Origin of the sequence: Echinicola soli (assembly GCF_006575665.1) — a bacterium.
GTDB lineage: Bacteria > Bacteroidota > Bacteroidia > Cytophagales > Cyclobacteriaceae > Echinicola > Echinicola soli.
Map to the genome: position 1 here is coordinate 767,459 of NZ_CP041253.1, position 21,757 is coordinate 789,215.

The 21,757-nt window shown below is 45.0% G+C and carries 19 protein-coding genes; 7 read left to right on the forward strand and 12 right to left on the reverse strand.

Features of this window, described 5'->3' with window-relative positions:
- Positions 1-51 precede the first annotated feature (51 nt).
- The 3 genes from FKX85_RS03285 to FKX85_RS03295 all read left to right on the forward strand — a co-directional run bounded on the left by FKX85_RS03285 (position 52) and on the right by FKX85_RS03295 (position 5,005).
- Positions 52-1,974, forward strand: coding sequence for an OmpA family protein (locus FKX85_RS03285; protein WP_210416902.1), 1,923 nt, complete (start codon positions 52-54; stop codon positions 1,972-1,974).
- Between the two features lie 530 nt (positions 1,975-2,504).
- Positions 2,505-3,668, forward strand: coding sequence for an AIR synthase related protein (locus tag FKX85_RS03290; RefSeq protein ID WP_141613372.1), 1,164 nt, complete (start codon positions 2,505-2,507; stop codon positions 3,666-3,668).
- A gap of 11 nt (positions 3,669-3,679) precedes the next feature.
- Positions 3,680-5,005, forward strand: coding sequence for a neutral/alkaline non-lysosomal ceramidase N-terminal domain-containing protein (locus FKX85_RS03295; protein WP_141613373.1), 1,326 nt, complete (start codon positions 3,680-3,682; stop codon positions 5,003-5,005).
- On the opposite strand, the gene FKX85_RS03300 is transcribed toward FKX85_RS03295, so the two are convergent.
- Positions 4,986-5,363, reverse strand: coding sequence for a hypothetical protein (locus FKX85_RS03300; RefSeq protein WP_141613374.1), 378 nt, complete (start codon positions 5,361-5,363; stop codon positions 4,986-4,988). The two genes, FKX85_RS03295 and FKX85_RS03300, sit on opposite strands and share 20 nt — an antisense overlap.
- 566 nt (positions 5,364-5,929) lie before the next feature.
- A complete protein-coding gene (locus tag FKX85_RS03305) occupies positions 5,930-6,553 on the reverse strand; it encodes a class I SAM-dependent methyltransferase (RefSeq protein ID WP_141613375.1) in 624 nt (207 codons plus the stop codon).
- A gap of 260 nt (positions 6,554-6,813) precedes the next feature.
- On the opposite strand from FKX85_RS03305, the gene FKX85_RS03310 reads away from it, so the two are divergent.
- The gene (locus FKX85_RS03310; protein ID WP_141613376.1) at positions 6,814-8,172 is read left to right on the forward strand and encodes an acyl-CoA dehydrogenase family protein; all 1,359 of its coding nucleotides are present in this window, start codon (positions 6,814-6,816) and stop codon (positions 8,170-8,172) included.
- Positions 8,173-8,375: 203 nt separating this feature from the next.
- On the opposite strand, the gene FKX85_RS03315 is transcribed toward FKX85_RS03310, so the two are convergent.
- Entirely contained in the window at positions 8,376-9,230 is an 855-nt protein-coding gene (locus tag FKX85_RS03315) for a hypothetical protein (protein WP_141613377.1), read from the reverse strand.
- A gap of 85 nt (positions 9,231-9,315) precedes the next feature.
- On the opposite strand from FKX85_RS03315, the gene FKX85_RS03320 reads away from it, so the two are divergent.
- A complete protein-coding gene (locus FKX85_RS03320; protein ID WP_141613378.1) occupies positions 9,316-9,951 on the forward strand; it encodes a GDSL-type esterase/lipase family protein in 636 nt (211 codons plus the stop codon).
- Positions 9,952-10,200: 249 nt separating this feature from the next.
- On the opposite strand, the gene FKX85_RS03325 is transcribed toward FKX85_RS03320, so the two are convergent.
- The 6 genes from FKX85_RS03325 to FKX85_RS03350 all read right to left on the reverse strand — a co-directional run bounded on the left by FKX85_RS03325 (position 10,201) and on the right by FKX85_RS03350 (position 14,083).
- Positions 10,201-10,779 carry an NAD(P)H-dependent oxidoreductase gene (locus tag FKX85_RS03325; RefSeq protein WP_141613379.1) on the reverse strand — a complete coding sequence of 193 codons (579 nt, stop codon included), beginning with the start codon at positions 10,777-10,779 and terminating at the stop codon, positions 10,201-10,203.
- Positions 10,780-10,784: 5 nt separating this feature from the next.
- Positions 10,785-11,102 carry a hypothetical protein gene (locus FKX85_RS03330; RefSeq protein ID WP_141613380.1) on the reverse strand — a complete coding sequence of 106 codons (318 nt, stop codon included), beginning with the start codon at positions 11,100-11,102 and terminating at the stop codon, positions 10,785-10,787.
- A gap of 56 nt (positions 11,103-11,158) precedes the next feature.
- Positions 11,159-11,740 (reverse strand): Crp/Fnr family transcriptional regulator, encoded by a 582-nt coding sequence (locus FKX85_RS03335; protein WP_141613381.1) that lies wholly within the window; start codon positions 11,738-11,740, stop codon positions 11,159-11,161.
- A 43-nt stretch (positions 11,741-11,783) separates the two neighbouring features.
- On the reverse strand, positions 11,784-12,539 hold the full coding sequence (locus FKX85_RS03340; protein ID WP_141613382.1) for a hypothetical protein: 756 nt from the start codon (positions 12,537-12,539) through the stop codon (positions 11,784-11,786).
- Positions 12,540-12,554: 15 nt separating this feature from the next.
- Positions 12,555-12,770: a helix-turn-helix domain-containing protein gene (locus FKX85_RS03345; protein WP_141613383.1), complete on the reverse strand. Its 216-nt coding sequence runs from the start codon at positions 12,768-12,770 to the stop codon at positions 12,555-12,557.
- Between the two features lie 131 nt (positions 12,771-12,901).
- Complete coding sequence (locus FKX85_RS03350; protein ID WP_141613384.1) at positions 12,902-14,083, reverse strand: IS4 family transposase; 1,182 nt, start codon at positions 14,081-14,083, stop codon at positions 12,902-12,904.
- A 309-nt stretch (positions 14,084-14,392) separates the two neighbouring features.
- On the opposite strand from FKX85_RS03350, the gene FKX85_RS03355 reads away from it, so the two are divergent.
- Positions 14,393-14,638 carry a hypothetical protein gene (locus tag FKX85_RS03355; RefSeq protein WP_141613385.1) on the forward strand — a complete coding sequence of 82 codons (246 nt, stop codon included), beginning with the start codon at positions 14,393-14,395 and terminating at the stop codon, positions 14,636-14,638.
- Positions 14,639-14,648: 10 nt separating this feature from the next.
- Here the strand turns inward: FKX85_RS03355 and gcvP are convergent, their stop codons facing one another.
- Positions 14,649-17,549 (reverse strand): aminomethyl-transferring glycine dehydrogenase, encoded by a 2,901-nt coding sequence (gene gcvP / locus FKX85_RS03360; RefSeq protein WP_141613386.1) that lies wholly within the window; start codon positions 17,547-17,549, stop codon positions 14,649-14,651.
- 401 nt (positions 17,550-17,950) lie between these two features.
- On the opposite strand from gcvP, the gene FKX85_RS03365 reads away from it, so the two are divergent.
- Entirely contained in the window at positions 17,951-19,447 is a 1,497-nt protein-coding gene (locus FKX85_RS03365; RefSeq protein WP_141613387.1) for a M28 family peptidase, read from the forward strand.
- 148 nt (positions 19,448-19,595) lie between these two features.
- Here the strand turns inward: FKX85_RS03365 and FKX85_RS03370 are convergent, their stop codons facing one another.
- Complete coding sequence (locus tag FKX85_RS03370; protein WP_141613388.1) at positions 19,596-20,084, reverse strand: hypothetical protein; 489 nt, start codon at positions 20,082-20,084, stop codon at positions 19,596-19,598.
- A gap of 301 nt (positions 20,085-20,385) precedes the next feature.
- Positions 20,386-21,747, reverse strand: a complete 1,362-nt coding sequence (locus tag FKX85_RS03375) for a DEAD/DEAH box helicase (protein WP_141613389.1) — start codon at positions 21,745-21,747, stop codon at positions 20,386-20,388.
- Between the last annotated feature and the right edge of the window lie 10 nt (positions 21,748-21,757).

Consider the following 21,757-nt stretch of genomic DNA (forward strand, 5'->3'; position numbering starts at 1 on the left):
TTTTAAAAGTTTTATATTAGAGGATACACATATTGATGACAGCCTGACTTTATGATGAAAAATTGTTTTCTGAGTTCTCTTTTTATCTTCCTTTTTTTGGTAGGGTGTACCAGTCTTCAGCAAAAAGGTGAAAAACAGTTTGCGGCTGGCGAATACCAAATGGCCATTGGTACTTTTTCAAAGGTACTCGCTGACAATCCGGATAACAGTGACGCAAACTATTACGTCGCTGAAAGCTATCGACTGTCCAACCGTATCGAAGACGCACTTCCCTATTATGACAAACTGCTGGAGGAAGAAGGGTCATTTGAGAATTACATGAAGAAAGCAAAAAGTCTGCGTGATCAAGGAGAATATGAAGCAGCCACAGAAGCTTACCGGCAGGCCAAAGAACATACCACCAGTGATTCCCTGATTGCACTCGCCGATTTGGGAGAAGAAAACATGTCCAAGATCGAATCCATCACCGATTATTGGCCTTACCATGAACTCCAAAATTATGAATTGCTCAACACTTCGGGAATAGATTACGCCCCTGTGGTCAGCGAAGATTTTCTGTATTTCACCAGTTCCAGGCGTGCCAGTGGCGTATATCCAGCCACCGGCCAGGGCTATACCAAACTCTATCGTGCAAGGGCCAACGGGGTAAAAGTGGATGTCCAAAACATTCAGGCTCTGCCAGAATTCCGAAATGAGGAAAACCTCAACCAAGGGGCTATCGCCATCAGTCCTGACGGCAACACCATCATCTACGCTCGTGGGAATAGCCTGAGCAAAAAAGACCTTCCTGAAGTCAACTTATTCATCAGCTATTTCAGGGGATCGGGTTTTACGGACCCGGTCTGGATGCCCGTAAATGAAGATGAAACATACTGGAACTCCACTCCTGCTTTCAGTGTGGATGGAGAGGTCCTTTATTTCGCTTCGAATAGACCTGGCGGTTATGGTGGAATTGACCTCTATAAAGCCACCAAACTGGCCAATGGAGACTTTGGCAACCCACAAAACCTAGGCGCAGAAATCAACACACCGGGTAATGAGATGTTTCCCCGTCCGGTGGGAGAGCAACTGTATTTTGCTTCTGATGGACATCCTGGGTTTGGCAAGCTAGATCTTTTTGTGGCCGAGGCCAAAGAAGGAAAGACCACTATCACTAACCTTGGCAAAAACATCAATTCCATCAGTGATGACTTTGGTATATTCTTCACCAATTTCCCCAAGGAGGGATTCCTCACCTCCAATCGAGAAGGAGGAGTGGGTGATGACGACATTTACTATTTTCAGGACAATACACCCAAGCCGAAAGTGGTCAATGTTTTCCTTAATGTAAAAACCCTGCAAAAAACTACTGAAGGCGAAACAGTGCTTCCAAGTGCCAGGGTAGCCCTTTATGACAGTACCAAACAAACGGTAGGTGGAGACTTCTCCAATGAACAAGGCCGACTAAGATTTAGACTGGAGCCTAATGCCGATTTCACATTGATCGCATCCAAAAACGGATATTTCACTAAAAGCGTCCCCTACAGTACTCTCGGCAAAACGCCAGCTCAAGAAGACCTGATCCAAGATGTCACCAATGTCACCCTTGACACGACTATTGTACTGGATAAGCTGGAACTGGAAAAGGCCATCGTACTGGAAAACATCTACTACGACCTGGACAAAGCTGACATCCGTCCAGACGCTGCCATAGAACTGGACAAACTGGTCAAAATACTTCAGGACAATCCTGAAATCAGCATTGAACTCAGCTCTCATACCGACAGCCGTGCCAGTGACGAATACAATAGGGACCTTTCCCAACGCAGGGCACAGTCTGCCGTGGACTACATCATTTCCCAAGGGATCGACAAATCACGCCTAGTGGCCAAAGGCTATGGTGAAGAGCAGCCGGTGATCGAAAATGCCCAAACAGAAGAGGAACACCAGCGCAACCGACGTACCGAATTTAAAGTTATCGACATTGAGGAATAAAAGGGTCGAAAGGTTAAAATGTTGGAAGGTTTTAAGGGTACTTCGGTACTATAAAAACTTCCCAGTGGCCTTCACCAGACAAACCTCATGGGCTAGTATCAACTGTCTCCATTCCCTCTAAATATCCTCCATTCTTTTACACTTTATAGGGTATGACGGAGGCTTTGCCCCGGCAGGGACTCAATGTTTCTTAGTATCAGGGCAGAGCCCCAGTACAACCACTTCGTAGCGTTGTCCCGCCGTCTCTGACGCGGGAGCACAAAGACTGAGTCTCCCGACTCAACCTTATATTTCTGCTATCTGAATTTTTACTTTGCTCTTTTTTCCGATCTACCCCACCTAACCTCCCCGGCCGCAGCGGGGAGTAACATGAAGCTCATGTCTCAATACTCATGTCTTACTACTTTTTTCTCTAACCTAGCTACTTCATACTTGACTTTTTTCTATCAGTGATACTTTCAAACATATATTTTCCCAATCCTTGCCAAAATCCTTAACTTTACGACAACATTAACCAAGTCGTTATTCAGATGGACGAAAGATACATGCAACGGGGCGTATCCGCCTCAAAAGAGGACGTACATAATGCCATATCGAATTTAGACAAAGGGCTGTACCCAAAAGCTTTTTGCAAAATCGTGGAAGACACCCTCGGCAATGACCCTGCCTATTGCAATGTCATGCATGCGGATGGCGCGGGAACAAAATCCTCTTTGGCATATCTTTACTGGAAAGAAACCGGTGACCTGAGTGTCTGGAAGGGTATTGCCCAAGATGCCATCATCATGAATACCGATGACCTGCTTTGTGTGGGCGCGGTCAACAACATCCTGGTATCCTCCACGATCGGAAGGAACAAAAACCTTATCCCGGGGGAAGTGATTTCGGCTATCATCAACGGCACCGAAGAAGTCCTCCAAATGCTTCGCGACAATGGCGTCAACATCGTCCTCACGGGAGGTGAAACAGCCGACGTAGGCGACTTGGTAAGGACAGTCATCGTGGACAGCACTGTCACCTGTCGTATGCGTAGGGACGAAGTGATCTCCAATGATCATATCAAACCAGGAGATGTCATCGTCGGACTGGCATCCCATGGCCAGGCCAAATACGAAGATAGCTATAACGGGGGCATGGGCAGCAATGGTCTTACCTCTGCCCGTCATGATGTCTTTAACAAAGTCCTGAAAACCAAGTATCCTGAAAGTTTTGACCCATCCGTACCGGACGATTTGGTTTATACAGGAAAGTATAACCTGACCGATCCTGCACCAGAAACTCCCGTGAATATGGGCAAGCTAGTGCTTTCCCCTACACGGACCTATGCCCCTATCATGGTAGAGGCCCTCAAATACCTCCAGCCACAAATCCACGGCCTGGTACACTGCAGCGGTGGAGCCCAGACCAAAGTCCTTCACTTCGTAGACAATGTCCACGTGGTCAAGGATAACCTTTTCGAAACGCCACCATTGTTCAAGATCATCCAAGAAGAAAGTGCCACGGACTGGAAAGAAATGTACAAGGTCTTCAACATGGGGCACCGTATGGAGGTCTATTTAGAAGAAAAATATGCCGAAGAAATCATTGATATCGCGGAATTCCACGGGGTGGATGCCCAGATCATCGGTCGCGTGGAGCCTTATGATGGCAAAAAAGTCACCATCAAAAGCGAACATGGTACATTTGAGTATTGATCTTCATTAACATGCGAAAACTCCTTAAAATACTGGCCTGGATAACGGGCCTTTTACTTTTGTTGGCAGTAACACTGCTCACTACGGTAAATTGGGCTGAGCCAAAGGATCAAGATTACTACAAAAGCTCGTTAAAGGCTATCCAAAACCTGCAACCAACCAAGTCTTCTGGCAATGCATGGATGGCCGGATGGGCGCAGGTCAATGTCACCCCCCAAGAGCCTATAGATCTAGTGGGCTATAAGCCTCGAGGTGCTTACGAATTTGTCCAGGACAGTAGTTTTGTCAAAGCCCTGGTCGTGGGAAGCGGTAACCAACAAGTAGCCTTTCTAAACTATGAACTACTAATTGTACATCCCGCTCTGGCCAAAGCTGTGGAAGCTGCCATCCGCAAGGCTAATATACCTGTCGATTTGGTGTACTTTACGGGCACCCACACACACAGCGGAATGGGAGGATATATGCCAGGCATCATGGGTAAAATCGCATTTGGGGGATATGACAAAAAAGTGGTCAATATGTTGGCAGAAAAATCTGCCCAAGCGGTAAAAAATGCACTTTCGACGCAGGATTCCGTTTCGATCGCTTACCAAAAATACAGCGCCCCACAGTTCGTGGCAAATCGATTTATCCCTGATGGCCCCATTGATCCATTTATCCGCCAGCTGGTCTTCACCAAAAATGATGGCACCAAGGGCACCTTCTTCACCTACACGGCCCATGCCACCTGCCTCAATAGCAATTTTATGGGACTTTCGGGGGATTATCCGTACTACCTGACACAGGATATGCTGAATGATTATTCGTTTTCGATGTTTGCCGCAGGAACTGTAGGCAGCCACCAGCCTTTGGCACCTGGAAGAGCCCTTGAGGATATCAAAGTCTATGCCCAGCAACTGGACAGCCTGATGGAACAGCCCGCTATTTTCCGAGATACTGTCAAACGTAGCATCCTTCGTCTGGGCACACTCACGCCGCAGCTCCCAGATGCTACCTATCGGATCTCCGACAATATCCGCCTCCGCCCATGGGTATTCAATGGCCTCTTCGGGGATACCAATGCGCATTTTGATATGGTACAGATAGGAAATACCTTAATGATCTCTTCAAGTGGAGAAATCTCCGGGATGTTTTACAAAAAATGGGAAGAATTTGCCAGCCAAAAAGACCTAAACCTCATCATCACCTCTTTCAATGGCGGCTACATGGGTTATATCGTCCCAGATCAATATTATGACCGCACCTATTTTGAGGCCAGGGACATGAATTGGTTTGGCCCGTACAGTGGCTCATTCTATGATATGATCGTCACTAACCTTATTCTTTCTGCGGAATGATCTCTAGTACTTCTTCCGGTTTCTTGAACTTTACTATAGGCATCTTGGCAGGATAATCTTCCGGCAACTCTTTCCTTTTTAGCTTATAATCCTTATCCGCGGGAAGCTGATAGATCGGAAAATTATGGTCAATAACATCCACATGGTCTTGCAGGTTAAAGTGTTTTGCAGCATAAGCTGTACTACCGAAGCCCATATCTTCAATGGCCGCCCTCAGACTATCAGTATTAAGTGGCTTTACATTTAGACTAAAACGATCGAAAGCAGGTTTATCAAAGTCCAATTCTTCCTGGGCATACAAATTCCCACCAACTACAAATAGCACACTAGTGATTACAGCACATTTAATATTCATCATGTAAAAGTTTAGTATGTTGCAAGTTACAAAATATCCCGGATCTATCTAACCTGAAAAAACGTTAAAAGTATTAATAAAATCAGCAATACTTGCCCCTGGTTTTTATCAGGATAGTTTTGGCACCTGATATTAAAATGGCTCTATGTGGAATACTGTGCGTAAATTATTCACGGGACTGTCCCACTTGTGCGGATAGATCAGGGAAATAGTTTTGTTCCTACGGCACAAAGCCCTCTCAAGGCAACCTGATTCTACCAGGCTTAAATGCCCAGTGGCATTGGTCAAGACTCCCTTCTCACTATTTTAGCCGACAGAAGTGTCAGCAGGGATGCTCCGTTAGGAGCATTAGCTTGGTAACAGAAATTGGATACAGCATCCTAACAGTGCCGTAGGTACTGACCATGGGCAAGGAAAACATATATCATTATCGACCGCATCAGGAGCATGGGCACCCAAATTCATCCGTCCACGCGATGCTTCGATCTCCATATCCTGCTAGGGCTCAGTTTGCCCATAGTAAATCATATAGAACCATTAAAATTGGCCCCCTAGACGGGACCGATGTCCTAAACCTTTTTAAAACAAGCTGCCTTTATCCAGCCTCCCTTGAAATTTTCTTCCTCCCTGAGCTTCCATCCATGTTTTTCGAAAAATTGGTGATACTTTGGCAGATCATTTCGAGGATTCCCAGTAGTTAACCTAAAAAATCGGATCATTATCCACTGAAGCCACCGCTTAGCGGGCTGATCAAAAAAATCTACCAAAATCCAGTGGGCCGATGGCTTTTCCCTCTGTTTGATCGCCAAAAACAAGCTATCAATCTCCTTATCAGACAGAATATCCAGCAGATATTGGGTGATTATCCAATCAAATAGTTGGTTCGGCAACACACTAAAATCTGTTTGATGTAGAAAGACCACACGGTCAAGCAGGTCTGCAGTGAGTTGGCTTTTGGCGCTCCCCATCATTTTTTGTGAAGCTTCTACGAAGTAAACTTTCCCTAGCCTACCTACCTTATTAGCTAGCACCGGAAGATTTTCTCCAGTGCCTCCACCTATGCATAATACCTGATCCCCTTCGCTCACCCTGTCTAAAAAAGCGTATTTACTTTCTTTATGTGCCGTTCCCAACACAGTCATCGCCAACCGATCATAAAAAAACACCACCTTGTCGTACAGGTTCTTTTTCATGCTTAAAGTTAAGACTAAGGGAGGGAAAGTTGGAAGGTTTTAAGGTTAAAAGCTAGTTTGTCCTTCTAGGCCAAAAAAATGGCTTCACTTATCTTTCCCCTGAAATTAATTGGTTACAATTCTGGACCATAATCCAAAGAAATTCAAGAATTAATTCGTGAAAATCATTGTAATCCGTGGACAACTCTTTTATTGTTAGTATTATTGGTACGATAGTGGATGTAACATCCGATCCTATTCACTTTTAACCCAAATACCGTATGAAAAATTTACTGCAGTCCTTTTCCAATATCAAATCACTGATCAAAAACATAGATTTTGCCAAACTCAACCAACTATCCCAGAAGGTCGACCTCAATGAAATGGTGGGAATCGTCTCACAAATGAGTGAATCAGACCTGGCCAAGATGATGAAAATGATGAAAGGAGGTGGCAAAAAAAGGGAGCTTCCACCGGTGAACGGAGATTTTTATGAATTGGAAAAAACGTTGGCACCGCACGAACAGGAAATCGTGGCCAAAGTCCGCGATTTTATGGAAAAAGAAGTACGTCCCATCGCCAATGAATACTGGAACAAGGGGCATTTCCCCATGCATATCATTCCAAAGATGGCCGAATTGGGCATTGCTGGCTTGACCTACAAAGGTTATGGCTGTCCGGGACACTCCGCACTGCTGGAAGGTTTTCTTGCCATGGAAATGGCCCGGGTAGACACGTCTATTTCCACCTTCTTTGGCGTACAATCCGGTCTGGCCATGGGCTCGATCTACGTCTGTGGTTCGGAAGAACAAAAGCAGGAATGGCTCCCTAAAATGCAAAAAATGGACGTTATCGGTGCCTTTGGATTGACGGAGCCCAAAGTAGGCTCAGGTGTGGCTGGAGGCCTGACAACCACCTGCAAACGAGAAGGAGACGAATGGGTCATCAATGGCCAGAAAAAGTGGATCGGCAATGCCACCTTCTCTGATATTACCGTGATCTGGGCAAGGGATTTGGACGACCATCAGGTCAAGGGGTTCATCGTCCGCAAAGACAACCCAGGCTTTCATCCAGAGAAAATTGAAAATAAAATGGCACTGCGAACGGTCCAAAATGCCTTGATCACCATGAAAGACTGCCGCGTTCCGGAAAGTGACCGCCTCCAAAATGCCAATTCATTTAAAGACACTTCCGAAATACTCAGACTTACCCGTGCTGGGGTGGCTTGGCAAGCTGTGGGCTGCGGACGAGGTGCTTACGAGGCCGCACTTCGCTATACCAATGAGCGAAAGCAATTTGGTCGGCCTATTGCTAGTTTCCAGCTGGTCCAGGACTTACTGGTCACCATGCTGGGAGATCTTACCGCCATGCAGACCATGGTCTACCGCCTGTCCAAAATGCAAGATGCCGGAGAACTAAAAGACGAACATGCTTCCCTAGCAAAAGTTTTCTGCACCCTGCGCATGCGTACCATTGTGGACCACTCACGTGAGCTGTTTGGCGGCAATGGCATACTCCTGGAATACGACATCGCCCGCTTTGTGGCCGATGCAGAGGCCATCTACTCCTATGAAGGCACCAAGGAAATCAACTCCCTCATCGTCGGCCGTGCCATCACAGGGCACAGTGCATTTGTGTAGTGGGCTGCCGACGGGCAACAGTCCATCGTCCAGTAAAAATTAAAAGCTTGGGAAAATCAGTTAAGCTAAAGCGAACGGAGGATTATGAAGCCGTTTCAGGCCGTAACAAAGGACTAATGCATATACCCTGGATTCAATTTTCAATAAAGCCCAAACCGAGTTAAGCGTTGAAACCTCAAACTTTCAAACATTGTAACATTATATTAAGCCACCAAAAAAAGCACAAAAGGAAGTAAATAGGCTGCATCGATCTGACGTCGGACGGCTTCTTTGCTGCGTTTGGCTTGTAGAAACGCACTTATATGGATCAAAAACATAATCACCAAAATGACCAGATAGATATAGTAAAAGGAACCTAATACAAAAAACATCCCCATCAAATACACCAGTTCCACCCACATCAATCCTGTCAAAAGGCTATGGGTCATGGAAATTCCCAAAACGCTGACGATGGAGCCCATCTCATCCCTGCTATCGCTGTCATAATCCATATAGGCCAGCAGAAGCAGGTTAAACCAGGCCATCAAAAAATACCCAAAGGCAAAATACCAAAACACCCTTGGCACGCCATCGTTGGTAAAGCGGATCATTGGCACGAGGGTAATTCCAGCGGTGTACAGGGCTGCTGTGGTAATCTCTTTCAGGATGGATACTTTCTTTCCAAAGAATTTCATGAAGACGATATTTCCAATGATCACCGTTCCCAATAGCATCCCAAAGGACATTAAATGCGAAAATTTGATAAAGTCAAAGGCCAAAATCACCGCGGTAACCACCACCAAGACTAACCAAATCAACAGGGTATTGAAGTTCACTTGATGAAACAAGTGCCTAGCTGAGCTGGCTTTCCCTTGGATATTGCGTGCATCCATCAGATGGTCAAAGGTATAAATTCCCCATACGGCCAGCGCCATCAGCAGATATACCACAGGTGTAAAACTAAGCTCCAGCAAGTGTTGGAAAAAATAAAGCCCCGCACAAGCCCCTAGCACCACATCCAGTGAAAGCCACTGAAAATAATTGTAATATTTCTTGAGTCCCTGTGTCTTCACAAACATAAATATACAACTCAAGTAATAGTTTTCGAATGATTCCCTATATTTAACACCATTGATTTTAAATTAACACCAAAAAACCACTAGAATGAAAAAATTCCTTCTGAGCCTCCTATTGCTCACGAGTATTTTCTTTAGCGCCACAGCCCAATCACCAATTAAGGTAGCCTGCGTTGGCAATAGCATTACCCAAGGACCTGGCAGAGACCACCCCGATAGCTGGCCACTGCTGATGCAAAACGTACTGGGTGATGATTACCTGGTCAAAAACTTCGGGGTCAGCGGACGTACCCTCCTCAAAAACGGTGATTACCCTTTCTGGAACGAGCCGCAGTTTCAAGAAGTCCAGGACTTTGGTGCTGACATCTTGGTCATCAAGCTGGGCACCAACGATTCCAAGCCCCAAAACTGGAAGTATAAAGATGAGTTTGTCCAGAATTATATTGACATGATCAATGTCTTCAGGGAAACTATGCCGGATGATGGTGAAGTATATGTCTGCATTCCCGTGCCGGTATTCAAAGATAATTTTGGCATCACTGAAAGTGTGATGGTCGATGAAATGCGCCCCATGCTAAAGGAAATCGCCAAAGCCACCAACTCCAAAATGATCAACCTCTACAAACCACTGAAAAAACACGGGGACCTATTTGCCGACGGCGTCCACCCAAACAAAGAAGGCAACCAGCTGATGGCCGAAGCCGTGGCCAAAAAGATTAAGTAGTTGGAGGTTGGAGGGTTTTAGTTGTTCCCAGCGGAACACTGTACAATAAATCTCTGCGAGTAACATACAGCATCCTCCTCCTTTGAAATAGAGGAGGATGCAATCCAGCCAGGTGATGTATCAAAACATTCCAGCCACCAGTTTGACAAAATAGCCACCAAAACCCTTCTATAAAATTGGAGCTTACCCTTCGAAACTTGTACGTGGCCAATTCATGCGCTATTATTTTCCTCAAACGATAGCTAAATTTTATATATGCTTTTGTCCCAGCTTTTCAACCTTCTCCAACCACCTTTCCCTAAACGTATCCTTTGATAGCCTTATCGGGCCAATACAGGTGATCCTTACCTTTTTTACCCCTATAAAGTTCAATGTCCCCTTTTTCATGGCATTATGGCTTGGACTTCCATAAATCAATCGATAATACCAAGCCGGTTGATCCAAGGTGCAAATTATCCTTGCTGTTTTGCCTATAAAGCATCTTTCCCACCACAAGGAATCCTTCCTTTTCTTAAAGGCAAAACCCGGCAGCAAGACACGATCCAAGAAGCCTTTCATCATAGCAGGCACAGAACCCCACCAAACTGGATAAACCCACACCAGGTGTTCGGCCCATTTCAGCTTCTCTTGCGCATCCAATAAGTCTGGTTCAAGCTCGGTTCGCTTTCGATAGCCAAATTGCAAGTTAGGGTTGAAATCCAAATCCCTGATATGAATTTCCTTTACGTCGGCACCTGATTTTTCAGCACCTGTCTTATAGGCTTCTGACAATCCAAAATTATAACTTTTCCTATCCGGATGGCCGTTGATGATCAGTATTTTTCTCATAGGATTTAAAAAATAGTTTTCAATTTCCCTTCCAACAGGGTGCTTGTCAAGCTTGGTGACTCGAAGAACTTATATAGAATAAAGCACGCTGGCACGGTTAAGAAAACCGAGCAAATAGCAAACGTAGCGACACCAAAAAACAGAGCCATGGCTTCAGCGCCAAAGGCTCCGACATAAGTGACGATTTGATCCTGTTGTGCTAAAAGATAACCGTATACCGATTGTCCATAGTCATAAAAGCGGATGCTTGTTTCGTAGCCCAGCCAGGTGGGATAAAACCATTTTCCCCAAAACGATGTAAGTAGTACGTTGTTTCTTTCCATTTCGCTTCTTTTTTTTCAAAAGTCGTTTTAATGGAAGTACCATCATTTGATCTAGATCAAATTCGGACTTTAGGACTCCGTATTCTGCTCAGGGTCTCCAAGGTAATTCCCAGGTATGAAGCAATATGGGTAAGGGGAATTCTATTGGTAATGTCAGGATGAATTTCTAAAAGTTGGCGATATCTTTCTTCAGCTCTGCTAAACTGAATGGTATCCAATCGCTCACACAGTCCCAGCATCGTCTCGGTGACCACTTTTCTGATCAACCGTTCAAAATCATGGTGCTTTTCAGAAAGGCCGTCCACGATGTCTTTTGAAAACTCCAACACGGTGGAATCTTCGACAAATTCCACATAATGGGGGCTTGGCTTGTCGCTAAAAAAGCTGACCACGGAGGCCATAAATTGATTTTCAAAGGTAAACCAGTCAGATATGTCCTTGCCGTTTTTTAGATAATAGGCCCTTGAGCATCCTTTTACGATCAGGTAACCACTTTTGGAATATTGACCTTCACGTACGACCACCTCTCCTTTCTTGAAGGTGCGAATTTTCAAACTGGCCATAAATTCCCGTCGGCATTCAGCGGATAGCGGAGAATAGACCGCTCCGACTTCGTTCAGGATGTTTTCAATATTCATTTTTAAATACACTTATGTTGCACTTTATCTCGGTCAATAACGGTTACTCTCTGTTTTTCATAATATCATTTTGTATTATGCTTTTTAGATAAATTTCTATAATCAGTATAAGCTTATTTTCCCAACCCACAAGCTCATCATCGGAGAAACCCGATAAAAATGCAAAAGCAAGTAAAGACGGACTAGGACTTTCTTCAAACTCGGTAATTAATGAAACATACGCTATAATATCATCATTATTTGTTTGAGCCTTTGCTAAGGCATAATAAAACAAACCGTTTCTATTTGGCTTCGGAAACTTATCTTTTAATTGTTGAAATTCCAGTTCATCTTTTATAACCCCTTTTTCATTCCCTTCACTTGTTAATGGAATCTCAATAATTTCTTCAAAATTCTCATCAATTTCACCGGAATTGCTAATTTCCTCACTTGATTCGTACTCTTCTATATATTTTTCAAAAGGGAACCGCTCATGATAAGCTTCACTTTCATAAAGCAAAATATCTTTCCTTAATCCTGATTTTTCTATTTGTAAAAGTGTTGAATAGCTCAAACTGTCATCAAATGTCCAGTTAATATTTTGTTTTTGAATATCTTTCAAAAACCCTTTAATCCTTTCTGATAAACTGTGTCTATTTGCATAATTTGATTTCAAAAATTTCTCAAAAGATCCTTCAAGCACAGAGTAAGCATATGCTTTTTCTTCACCTAGCGTTGAATCAAAAATGTCCCTGTCTACCTGCTGGCAAACGGAAACCCGTGAAAAAATAAAAAACAACAGAAAAAGATATAATCGCATGACTTTATATGGTTATTATTTCAGATTGTTTAGATCTTTACTGTTGACAGGTGCTAGTTCATGCCCAAACATCTGAAGAACTAAGTTAACCTTATCCATATTCAGATTTGTTTTGCCCTGTTCGATTTTGCGTACCACAGTTAGTGCGATTCCTGCACGTTCCGCAAATTCTTCCTGAGTTAGGTTAACTTTTTTTCTCCGTTCTTTCACAAACTCTGCTAATGGCTTCATTATATGTATTTGGATATAATATTGAACAAACACACTAAATTATATGTAATTAAATATAATTCAATCAATGCTGTCCTAAATAATTTTTGATTTACCCTTTAGTCTGTATTTGAAAGCAAATTGGGGACATATTAAGGAGTTTGAGCAAACAGATCCCCCTGTACTATTTTCAGGGGTGGTTTTTCGGGTTCCGTAAATGGGCTATCAAGCCATTTTTGCAGTTCGATTTTCACGAATATATTGAGCCGGATAAAGGCCACCAGATTGGACAGGTGCCAGCCGAATTTAGCTGTTGCCTTCATGACTTTGATCAGCAGGATGGTGATCAAAGCCGTCCATATCTGGATCATTACTGCATTTTTAGAGGTTCCGATAAAGGTTTTGATATGCAATAGCTGCTTGATGTCCCGAAAAAACACCTCAATCTCCCATCTTGATTTGTAGAGGTCCCCAATGGTCTGGGCCGCCCAGGCAAAGTTGTTGGTGATCAGTTCAATGGTCTGCCGGTTTTCCTCATCCCACACGGCCACTCTTCTGAGCCTTCCCTTATACTTGGTTTTGGATTGTGGGTTGGTCAGTTCGATTTCTTCGTCTTTGAGCACATGTTGGGCGGTTGTTTCGGGCAGCTCCCGTTCTTCGACGGTGCTGAAGGCAAGGTTTCCCTTGTGCCTGATCACGAAGAACACCCCTTTGCTGTCCCAGACGTTGAGCATGGGGAAGTCATTGTAATACCGGTCGGCGACGATCACCGAGCCCTTTTCCAAGGGAATGTCGTAAGCTCCTTTATTATCCCCGACACTCCCCTCGGTAATGTTCACGTAAACAGGGAGTTTCCCGTCATATTCCAGCAGGGTGTGCATCTTTACAGCTCCCTTTTTGGTACGGAAAGTAGCCCAGTCAAACACCGAAAGACAAAGGCTGATCACCGTGGCATCGAGCAGGTAAACGGGGACCTTGATCCTGAGTTTGGACCTCTTGACAGCTGCCTGCTGTCCTAAACTTCCCAGTAGGGAATAGTAAAGGTCCCTGAACAGGTCCGAATCCCTTCGTTTGTTCTGATAGCTGATACTTGATTTGGAGGGGGCTTTGGCAATACCAAGATGGTTAAGGTTCCCGGTAGCAGACCGGAGTCCGTTGGAAATGTCCCTTACCGAGGTGCTCTTGGCAAAATGGCAGAACAACATCGAGACAAGATGCGTCCAGCTGTCAAATCCCTTGCAGCCCTTATCGGTTTGCTTTTCCTTGACCAATTTCTTGAAAATTGATCGGTCTATCTTTTTAATAATCTGTGAAAACAATGTAATATTACACATGAGAGGTTCGTGTTTTTTGGTGCAAACCCAAAATAACTTTTTTGGGCAAAAAATAGAACCTCTCATTTTTTATTTAGGACGCTATTGTAATTCAATAATAAAACATATATTTATATGCTTTAGCATATAGTTAAAAAATCAAACAAAGTCTACTTAGATCTTAAAAACTTTCCTCATTTGAAATGAGGCGATCCCGAGCTGAACAATTACAACGCCAGTCATATCATTCCATCATCTTTTATCTCCTAAAAAATATTCGTGTAAATTCACCTAGACCAATCTAATTGGATCAAGCAATATTTTCGGGGGATGAGAGATTTACAGGCAGCTATGGTGAGCATATTTCTCTTTAATTTATTAATAGGAATGCGTGCTCCAGAAAAACAATCAGCGCAAATCTTATTAACCTGCGCCATCTGCGTGCTATCCGAACCAACCCTAATCCCCCAACTTTTTCACTTGCCCCATTTAATTTTAAGCAGTCCATTTGAGCCATTTCCCAAAAATGAAAAAGGCTCCACTTATGATGGAGCCTTTTCTATATCATTAATCTAACGAGCTGTTACTAAATGTTAGATACTTCTTCGGCATAATCTTCCGTAGGAATGCAGCTGCAGACCAAGTTCCTGTCACCGTAAGCAGAATCGATCCTTCTGACGGTTGGCCAGAATTTGCTGTTTTTTACATATTCCAGTGGATAAACCGCTTTTTCTCTGCTGTAAGGTAAGTTCCAGGCATCACTCATTACCATGCCAGCCGTATGCGGGGCATTTTTCAGCACATTGTTTTCAGCATCTGCCTTACCTTCTTCGATCTCACGGATTTCGCCGCGGATGGAGATCAGCGCATCACAGAACCTGTCCAGCTCGGCTTTGCTTTCTGATTCGGTAGGCTCGATCATCATGGTGCCCGCCACTGGGAAAGAAACGGTCGGTGAATGGAAGCCGTAATCGATCAATCGCTTGGCAATGTCTTCCACTTCCACACCTACTGTCTTAAACTCCCTGAAATCCACAATCATCTCGTGAGCCGCTCTCCCTTGCGCACCTGTGTAAAGTGTCGGGAAAAACTCACCAAGGCGTGCTTTGATATAGTTGGCATTCAGGATGGCCGTTTGAGTGGCATGTTTCAGACCTTCCCTGCCCATCATGGCGATGTAAGCATAGGATATTGGCAGGATGCTGGCACTACCGAAAGGTGCTGCTGAAATGGCAGAAATAGATTGCTGGCCTCCTGTCTTCACCAATGGGCTGCTCGGCAAAAATTCCTCCAGGTGCTTGGCCACACAAATTGGCCCCATGCCTGGCCCACCGCCGCCGTGAGGGATGCAGAAGGTTTTGTGCAGGTTGAGGTGGCACACATCAGCACCGATAACACCTGGACTGGTAAGCCCTACCTGTGCATTCATATTGGCACCGTCCATGTACACCTGACCGCCATTTTCATGAACGATCCGGCACATTTCCCGAATAGCCTCTTCGAACACTCCGTGAGTGGACGGATAGGTCACCAGGAAGGAAGATAGGTTATCTTTATGCTTTTCTGCTTTTTCTTTCAGGTCGCCAAGGTCAATATTTCCCTTGTCATCACATTTTACGATGACTACTTTCATACCGGCCATAACGGCTGAGGCGGGATTGGTACCGTGTGCGGATGAAGGGATCAAGGCGATATTTCGATGGCTTTCGCCCCTGCTTTCGTGGTAAGCACGTATCACCATGAGTCCGGCAAATTCCCCTTGCGCCCCTGAGTTGGGCTGAAGGGAAGTTTCGGCAAAGCCAGTGATCTCTGACAGCCAATTTCTTAAGTCTTGGAACAGCGCATAGTAGCCTGCTGCCTGATCCTGCGGCACAAATGGATGCAGCTGACCAAACTCTGGCCAAGTAACCGGAATCATCTCAGCAGTTGCATTCAGCTTCATCGTACATGAACCAAGCGAAATCATGGAATGCACCAGAGACAGGTCCCTGTTTTCCAATCGCTTGATATAACGCAACATCTCGTGCTCAGAGTGAAATGCATTGAAGATCATATGGTCCATGTAGTCAGATGTCCTTTTCAGGCCATCGGCTACCTCAAAGCTGAGATGATCTACCATGGATCCCAAATCCACCACATCGGCACTTGAGTGCGTCGTCCGGGCAAATACTTCAATGATCTCTTGGACATCCTCCACCGTCTTGGCTTCATCAAATGCCAAATAAATATACCCCGGCTCGTAGCGGAAGTTCATTTCATGTGACAGCGCAAAGGCCTTGATCTTGGACTGCTTCACATCATCCACTTTGATCTTAAGGGTGTCGAAGTAGTTTTCGTTTTCTTGCTCAAAACCCAGCTTGGCCAATCCCTGGGCGGTCAGCTTGGCCAGCCCGTGGATTTTCAAAGCAATGTCTTTCAGCCCCTTTGGTCCGTGGTATACGGCGTACATCCCCGCCATCACGGCCAATAGCACCTGTGCGGTACAGATATTGGATGTGGCTCTTTCGCGCTTGATGTGCTGCTCCCGTGTCTGCAAGGCCATTCTGTAGGCCTTATTGCCGTCTCTGTCGACCGAAATACCGATGATTCGGCCAGGCACTTGACGCTTATAAGCATCCTTGGTCGCAAAATAAGCGGCATGGGGCCCTCCAAAGCCCATTGGTACACCAAATCGCTGCGTGGTTCCAACAACCACATCGGCTCCCATTTCACCCGGAGGGGTCAGCAGGGTAAGGGCAAGCAGATCCGCAGAGAAAGCGGTGGCTACGCTATTTTCCTTGGCTGTTTCCACCAAGGCTTTATAATCTATCGCTTCCCCGTCAGCATTCGGGTACTGAAGCAGTACACCATAAAGTTCCGGATCTTCTAGGTTCAGTTCTCTCAATGGCCCTTCCACCAAGGTCACGCCTATCGGAAGCGCCCTGGTTTTAAGGATTTCTTTGGTTTGGACAAATACCTTCTCGTCCACAAAAAACTTTGTGGCTTTTTTCTTGTCCCTTGGACGGGTTGCAAACAGCATATTCATCGCTTCAGCGGCTGCTGTGCCCTCATCCAATAGGGAGGCATTGGCCAGCTCCATACCGGTAAGGTCCATTACCATGGTCTGGAAATTCACCAGTGCTTCCAGTCTTCCCTGGGCGATTTCTGCCTGATAAGGAGTATAAGCCGTGTACCATCCTGGGTTTTCGAGTACATTTCTCAAAATCACACCAGGCGTGATGGTATCGTAATAACCTAATCCGATAAATGACTTATAGATTTTGTTTTTAGCGGCCATTTTTCGGAAATCCTTCAGAAATGCGGCTTCTGATTTTGCCTCGGGCAGGTTAAGGGGATTGTCCAGTTGGATGGCTTTGGGGATGGTTTGATCGATCAGCTCATCAATGCTGGCAGCACCGATTTTCGCAAGCATCTCCGACACGTCGTTGGCGGAGGGGCCGTTATGGCGATCTTCAAACTTCACGGAGGGGGTCAAATCAATTTTCATAGTCCAGATAATGCGTAATATACTTGGGTAATATTCCTCTTTTCGTACAGATGTGCAAAGGTATAAATTCTTGAGCGATAATGATTTTCTTTTCCAAATTTTCTACGGTATGTAAAGGGGTAATTTATGCAAAGAGAGAAGTAACATTATTTTTAAGAGAAAGATGAAATTAATCACAGATGAATAGAATAAACACAAATGATTTTGATCCTCCTATAAATCCGTATTCATCTATATGTATATCCGTAGATAGCTTATTGGAGTAGGGGAAAGGTACACCAGTGGGCAAGCACCCTCATCAACACCACCAATATCCCGGCCATTTCGACCATCTATTTGACAGATTCAGAAAATAATAGCTAGCTTTAGGGGCAAATTTTACTAATAACTCAAATATAGGCATGAAGAGAAATTATATCTTGGCCGCTGCCATGGGCCTTATGCTTTCCTGGCAAGCCACTGCCCAAGAGCAGTCACTGGCTGAAAAATACGCCGGTACGATCAGTGATGCAGACTTAGAGGAACACCTTTCCTATTTGGCATCAGATGAAATGGAAGGCAGGGAAACAGGTGAAAAAGGCCAGAAAATGGCTGCAGAATACCTGAGCGGATTTTATAACGAAATCGGACTGGAAGGACCAGTCGATGGCAAATACAGCCAGCCGTTCTCCTTGGCCAGCGTTTCCTTTGGAGACATTTACCTCAAAGTGGGCAAGCAAAAGCTGGTCAACAACGAAGACTTTGTGTTCATCGGTGACGGTGATGTGAAAAAGGAAAAAACAGAGCTGGTTTTCCTGGGCCTTGCCAATGAAGAGAACCTCGAAAAGGTGGACGTGGAAGGTAAATTCGTCGGCCTGTGGGCCATCGGCCAGCAAGCAGGCGGCTTGATGGACCAAATCTGGGAAGCAGGCGCCACAGGTATCATCGTGGTGACCATGGAAGGCCAATCCAACTTTGACCGCTTGGCCAACCGCTACAAATCTCTTAGCGGAAAAGGCCGATTGGGCTTTGAAAAGCCAACCGAGCAAAAGCCGGTATTCCTGGTAAGCTCCGATAAAATGGCCAGCTTGTTCGAGAAATCCGTAGAAGAACTTAAGCAAGCTGCCAAAGACGATCCTGCCAGCATTTCTTCCCAAAAAGTGCGCTACAAGATCGAAAAGAACAAAGAAATGGTAGGCACCGAAAATGTAATGGGCTACCTAGAAGGCACGGACAAAAAAGATGAAGTCCTCGTGATCTCTTCCCACTATGACCACATTGGTATCAATAGCAAAGGGGAAATCAACAATGGTGCAGATGATGATGGCTCCGGTACAGTTTCTGTCATGGAAATAGCCCAGGCATTTGCTACCGCCGCAAAGGAAGGCGACCGACCAAGGAGATCGGTACTTTTCCTCAATGTCTCTGGTGAAGAAAAAGGCCTCTTGGGATCGGAGTATTATACCGAAAACCCCATTTTCCCGCTCGAAAACACCGTAAATAACCTTAACATCGACATGGTGGGCCGAGTGGACTACGAATACCAAGATGCCGAAGACCAGGATTATGTCTATGTGATCGGTTCTGAAATGCTGGCTTCTCAGCTGAAAACCATCATCGAATACAATAACATTACCCACACGGATTTGATATTGGATTACCGCTATGATGCGGAAGATGATCCGAACAGGTTCTACTACCGTTCTGACCATTATAACTTCGCCAAGCACAATATCCCCGTAGCATTCTTCTTTAACGGTGTGCATGACGACTATCACCAGCCTACTGACACCGTGGACAAGATCGAATTTGGTCTACTGGAAAAAAGGGCCAAACTGATCTTCTACACCGCCTGGGACCTGGCCAACAGGGACAAAAGAACGCCCGTGGACGGCAGCAACGACCGGGGTGAACGATAATATCACCAAAAGCTAAAGGCCTGAATGCCAAAAGTAAAAAACCGCAGATCTATCGATACTGCGGTTTTTTTGGCTTTTACCGACCCTCGTTTATAACAAGCGGCCGAATGAGCATGGCATTTGTTATGCCAGTAAAGCGTTATTTATATCACCTGGTCAGTTCCAAATAAGGTTCGGTGTTAACCTCTGAATCATTCCAGATACTATCACCATTATACCATACTTCTTCTTGGATTACCCCGTTCTTTGGATAACGAAAAACAGCTTCCAATGTATCTGTGTCATTTTCATTCCATTCCAGGTAAGTAACAGGTTTCTCTTCGGATTCAGTATAGTTTAGAGAGATTCGAAGCCTGTATTCATTTTGATGCTCAATATGGCTTATATTCCTTGGAGAACTCAAATTCCCATCATAAACTTCTTGCACCTCACCATCTACTTTATAAAATAACCGTAAGGCCTCCACGTCTATCGCATCCGGATGGGATGGATCCAATATATCTTCTCCATCTTCATTTTTTACGGCTAATTCAACTGCCGTATCGATTATTGTGTTATCGCTTGGTTCGTCCACTTTATCACATGAAGTCACCGCCAAAAAAAACAATAAAAACAAAATTCTAGAGTAGTGTAACATAAAAAAACTGTTTAGTATGAAATAATAATATTCAATGAATCACTAAGGAGAAGAAAAAAAATTAAAATACCAAAAGTACTATTCCTGACCCTCACCAATAACGAGTGGCCGAATAAGTCCGGCATTTGTAATGCCAGTAAAGCATTGCTTATATCACCTGATCCGTTCCAAAGACGGTTATCATCCATCGAGTCAAAGATGTGACACTAGCCAGTGCCGGGGCACAGCCCCAAATGTCTCATATCTCAAGTCCCAATACTCATATCTCACTACTCGATACTTACATCTTGATACTCTATTCTTAGCGTTTGCCGCCTTTTTTCTTCATCTGGTTACGGTTCTTTTTGGCTTTGCTGTTCTTGTTGCCACGGACTTTTTTCTTATCTGGATTATAGTGGGGATTGCTGGTGGCACGGGCTTTTTTCTCATGAAAGGCACCTTTGAAGGTCGGGTCTGCTTTTTGTTTTTGCTTGTCGATCTCACGGTCATAGGCCTGCTTTTCAGCAAATGGCGTCTCGGCAATGCGCACCTCCTTGGGAATCGGCTCTTCGGGAACATCCATACGGATGATTTCCTCGATCCGACCAAAATGGTATTCTTCTGCCGGATTGATAAAAGTAAAAGCCGCACCTTCCTGTTCTGCTCGTCCGGTCCGTCCCACACGATGGACATAGTCCTCATAGATCAGCGGCACATCAAAATTCACCACATGGCTGACCATGCTGATATCCAGCCCCCTGGCCGCCACATCCGTCGCCACGAGAATCCGTACATTTCCTGACTTAAAATCATCCACGGAATTGATACGGGTATTTTGGCCTTTGTTGGCATGGATCACGCGGATTTCACCGTGTTTTCTACGCTCCAGGTATTGGTAGACTGCCTCAGCATTTTTACGGGATTTGGTAAAGACGATTACCCGATTGATCTCCTGATTCTGAAGGAGATGGTCCAGCAGGGTGATCTTGGTCTTCAGATTGGGAACAAAATACTTGGTCTGTGACACCGTATCTGCCGTAGTCGCTTGCAGCGCTATTTCAATCCGCTCCGGAAACTCCAGAAATTCGTGTGAAATACCCTCCACCCTTTCGGAGAAAGTCGCCGAAAAAAGCATGTTTTGCCGCTTTACCGGAATGACTTCCAAAATCGATCGGATCTGTGGCATAAAACCCATGTCCATCATTTTATCCGCTTCGTCCATCACCATGGTCTTGATATTGCGCACGAAGATTTCTCCTTTGCTATAGATATCCATAAATCGACCGGGAGTGGCGATGATAATGTCCACGCCCTCACGGATCTTTTCGATCTGTGGTGTAGGCCCGATACCTCCGTACAGGCACACATACCGCAGGTCAGTATATTTTCCAAGATCCAGGATAGCCTGTTCTATCTGAATCACCAGTTCCCGCGTCGGCGCCAAGATCAATGCCCTGGCATGTTCACCTTGGGCATATTTGGCCTTCATGAGTAGTGGGAGCACATAGGCAGCCGTCTTGCCGGTTCCGGTCTGGGCGATGCCCAAAATGTCCTGGCCACCGAGTGCCAGCGGAATGGTTTTTTCCTGAATAGGGGTAGGCTTGGTGTAGCCTGCCTCTTTCACTGCTTCCAAAAGCTGCTTATTCAGTTTAAAATTCTCGAAAGACTGCGGGCTATCGGACATGATTTATTAA

Bases quoted from the DNA above. Each gene is read 5' to 3' on its own strand.
- FKX85_RS03345 (WP_141613383.1), bottom strand. From the start codon at position 12,770: ATGAAGCCATTAGCAGAGTTTGTGAAAGAACGGAGAAAAAAAGTTAAC.
- FKX85_RS03315 (WP_141613377.1), bottom strand. From the start codon at position 9,230: ATGTTTGTGAAGACACAGGGACTCAAGAAATATTACAATTATTTTCAG.
- FKX85_RS03310 (WP_141613376.1), top strand. From the start codon at position 6,814: ATGAAAAATTTACTGCAGTCCTTTTCCAATATCAAATCACTGATCAAA.
- FKX85_RS03350 (WP_141613384.1), bottom strand. From the start codon at position 14,083: ATGTGTAATATTACATTGTTTTCACAGATTATTAAAAAGATAGACCGA.
- gcvP (WP_141613386.1), bottom strand. From the start codon at position 17,549: ATGAAAATTGATTTGACCCCCTCCGTGAAGTTTGAAGATCGCCATAAC.
- FKX85_RS03300 (WP_141613374.1), bottom strand. From the start codon at position 5,363: ATGATGAATATTAAATGTGCTGTAATCACTAGTGTGCTATTTGTAGTT.
- FKX85_RS03295 (WP_141613373.1), top strand. From the start codon at position 3,680: ATGCGAAAACTCCTTAAAATACTGGCCTGGATAACGGGCCTTTTACTT.
- FKX85_RS03335 (WP_141613381.1), bottom strand. From the start codon at position 11,740: ATGAATATTGAAAACATCCTGAACGAAGTCGGAGCGGTCTATTCTCCG.
- FKX85_RS03370 (WP_141613388.1), bottom strand. From the start codon at position 20,084: ATGTTACACTACTCTAGAATTTTGTTTTTATTGTTTTTTTTGGCGGTG.
- FKX85_RS03285 (WP_210416902.1), top strand. From the start codon at position 52: ATGATGAAAAATTGTTTTCTGAGTTCTCTTTTTATCTTCCTTTTTTTG.
- FKX85_RS03365 (WP_141613387.1), top strand. From the start codon at position 17,951: ATGAAGAGAAATTATATCTTGGCCGCTGCCATGGGCCTTATGCTTTCC.
- FKX85_RS03325 (WP_141613379.1), bottom strand. From the start codon at position 10,779: ATGAGAAAAATACTGATCATCAACGGCCATCCGGATAGGAAAAGTTAT.
- FKX85_RS03305 (WP_141613375.1), bottom strand. From the start codon at position 6,553: ATGAAAAAGAACCTGTACGACAAGGTGGTGTTTTTTTATGATCGGTTG.
- FKX85_RS03375 (WP_141613389.1), bottom strand. From the start codon at position 21,747: ATGTCCGATAGCCCGCAGTCTTTCGAGAATTTTAAACTGAATAAGCAG.
- FKX85_RS03320 (WP_141613378.1), top strand. From the start codon at position 9,316: ATGAAAAAATTCCTTCTGAGCCTCCTATTGCTCACGAGTATTTTCTTT.
- FKX85_RS03290 (WP_141613372.1), top strand. From the start codon at position 2,505: ATGGACGAAAGATACATGCAACGGGGCGTATCCGCCTCAAAAGAGGAC.
- FKX85_RS03330 (WP_141613380.1), bottom strand. From the start codon at position 11,102: ATGGAAAGAAACAACGTACTACTTACATCGTTTTGGGGAAAATGGTTT.
- FKX85_RS03355 (WP_141613385.1), top strand. From the start codon at position 14,393: ATGAGAGATTTACAGGCAGCTATGGTGAGCATATTTCTCTTTAATTTA.
- FKX85_RS03340 (WP_141613382.1), bottom strand. From the start codon at position 12,539: ATGCGATTATATCTTTTTCTGTTGTTTTTTATTTTTTCACGGGTTTCC.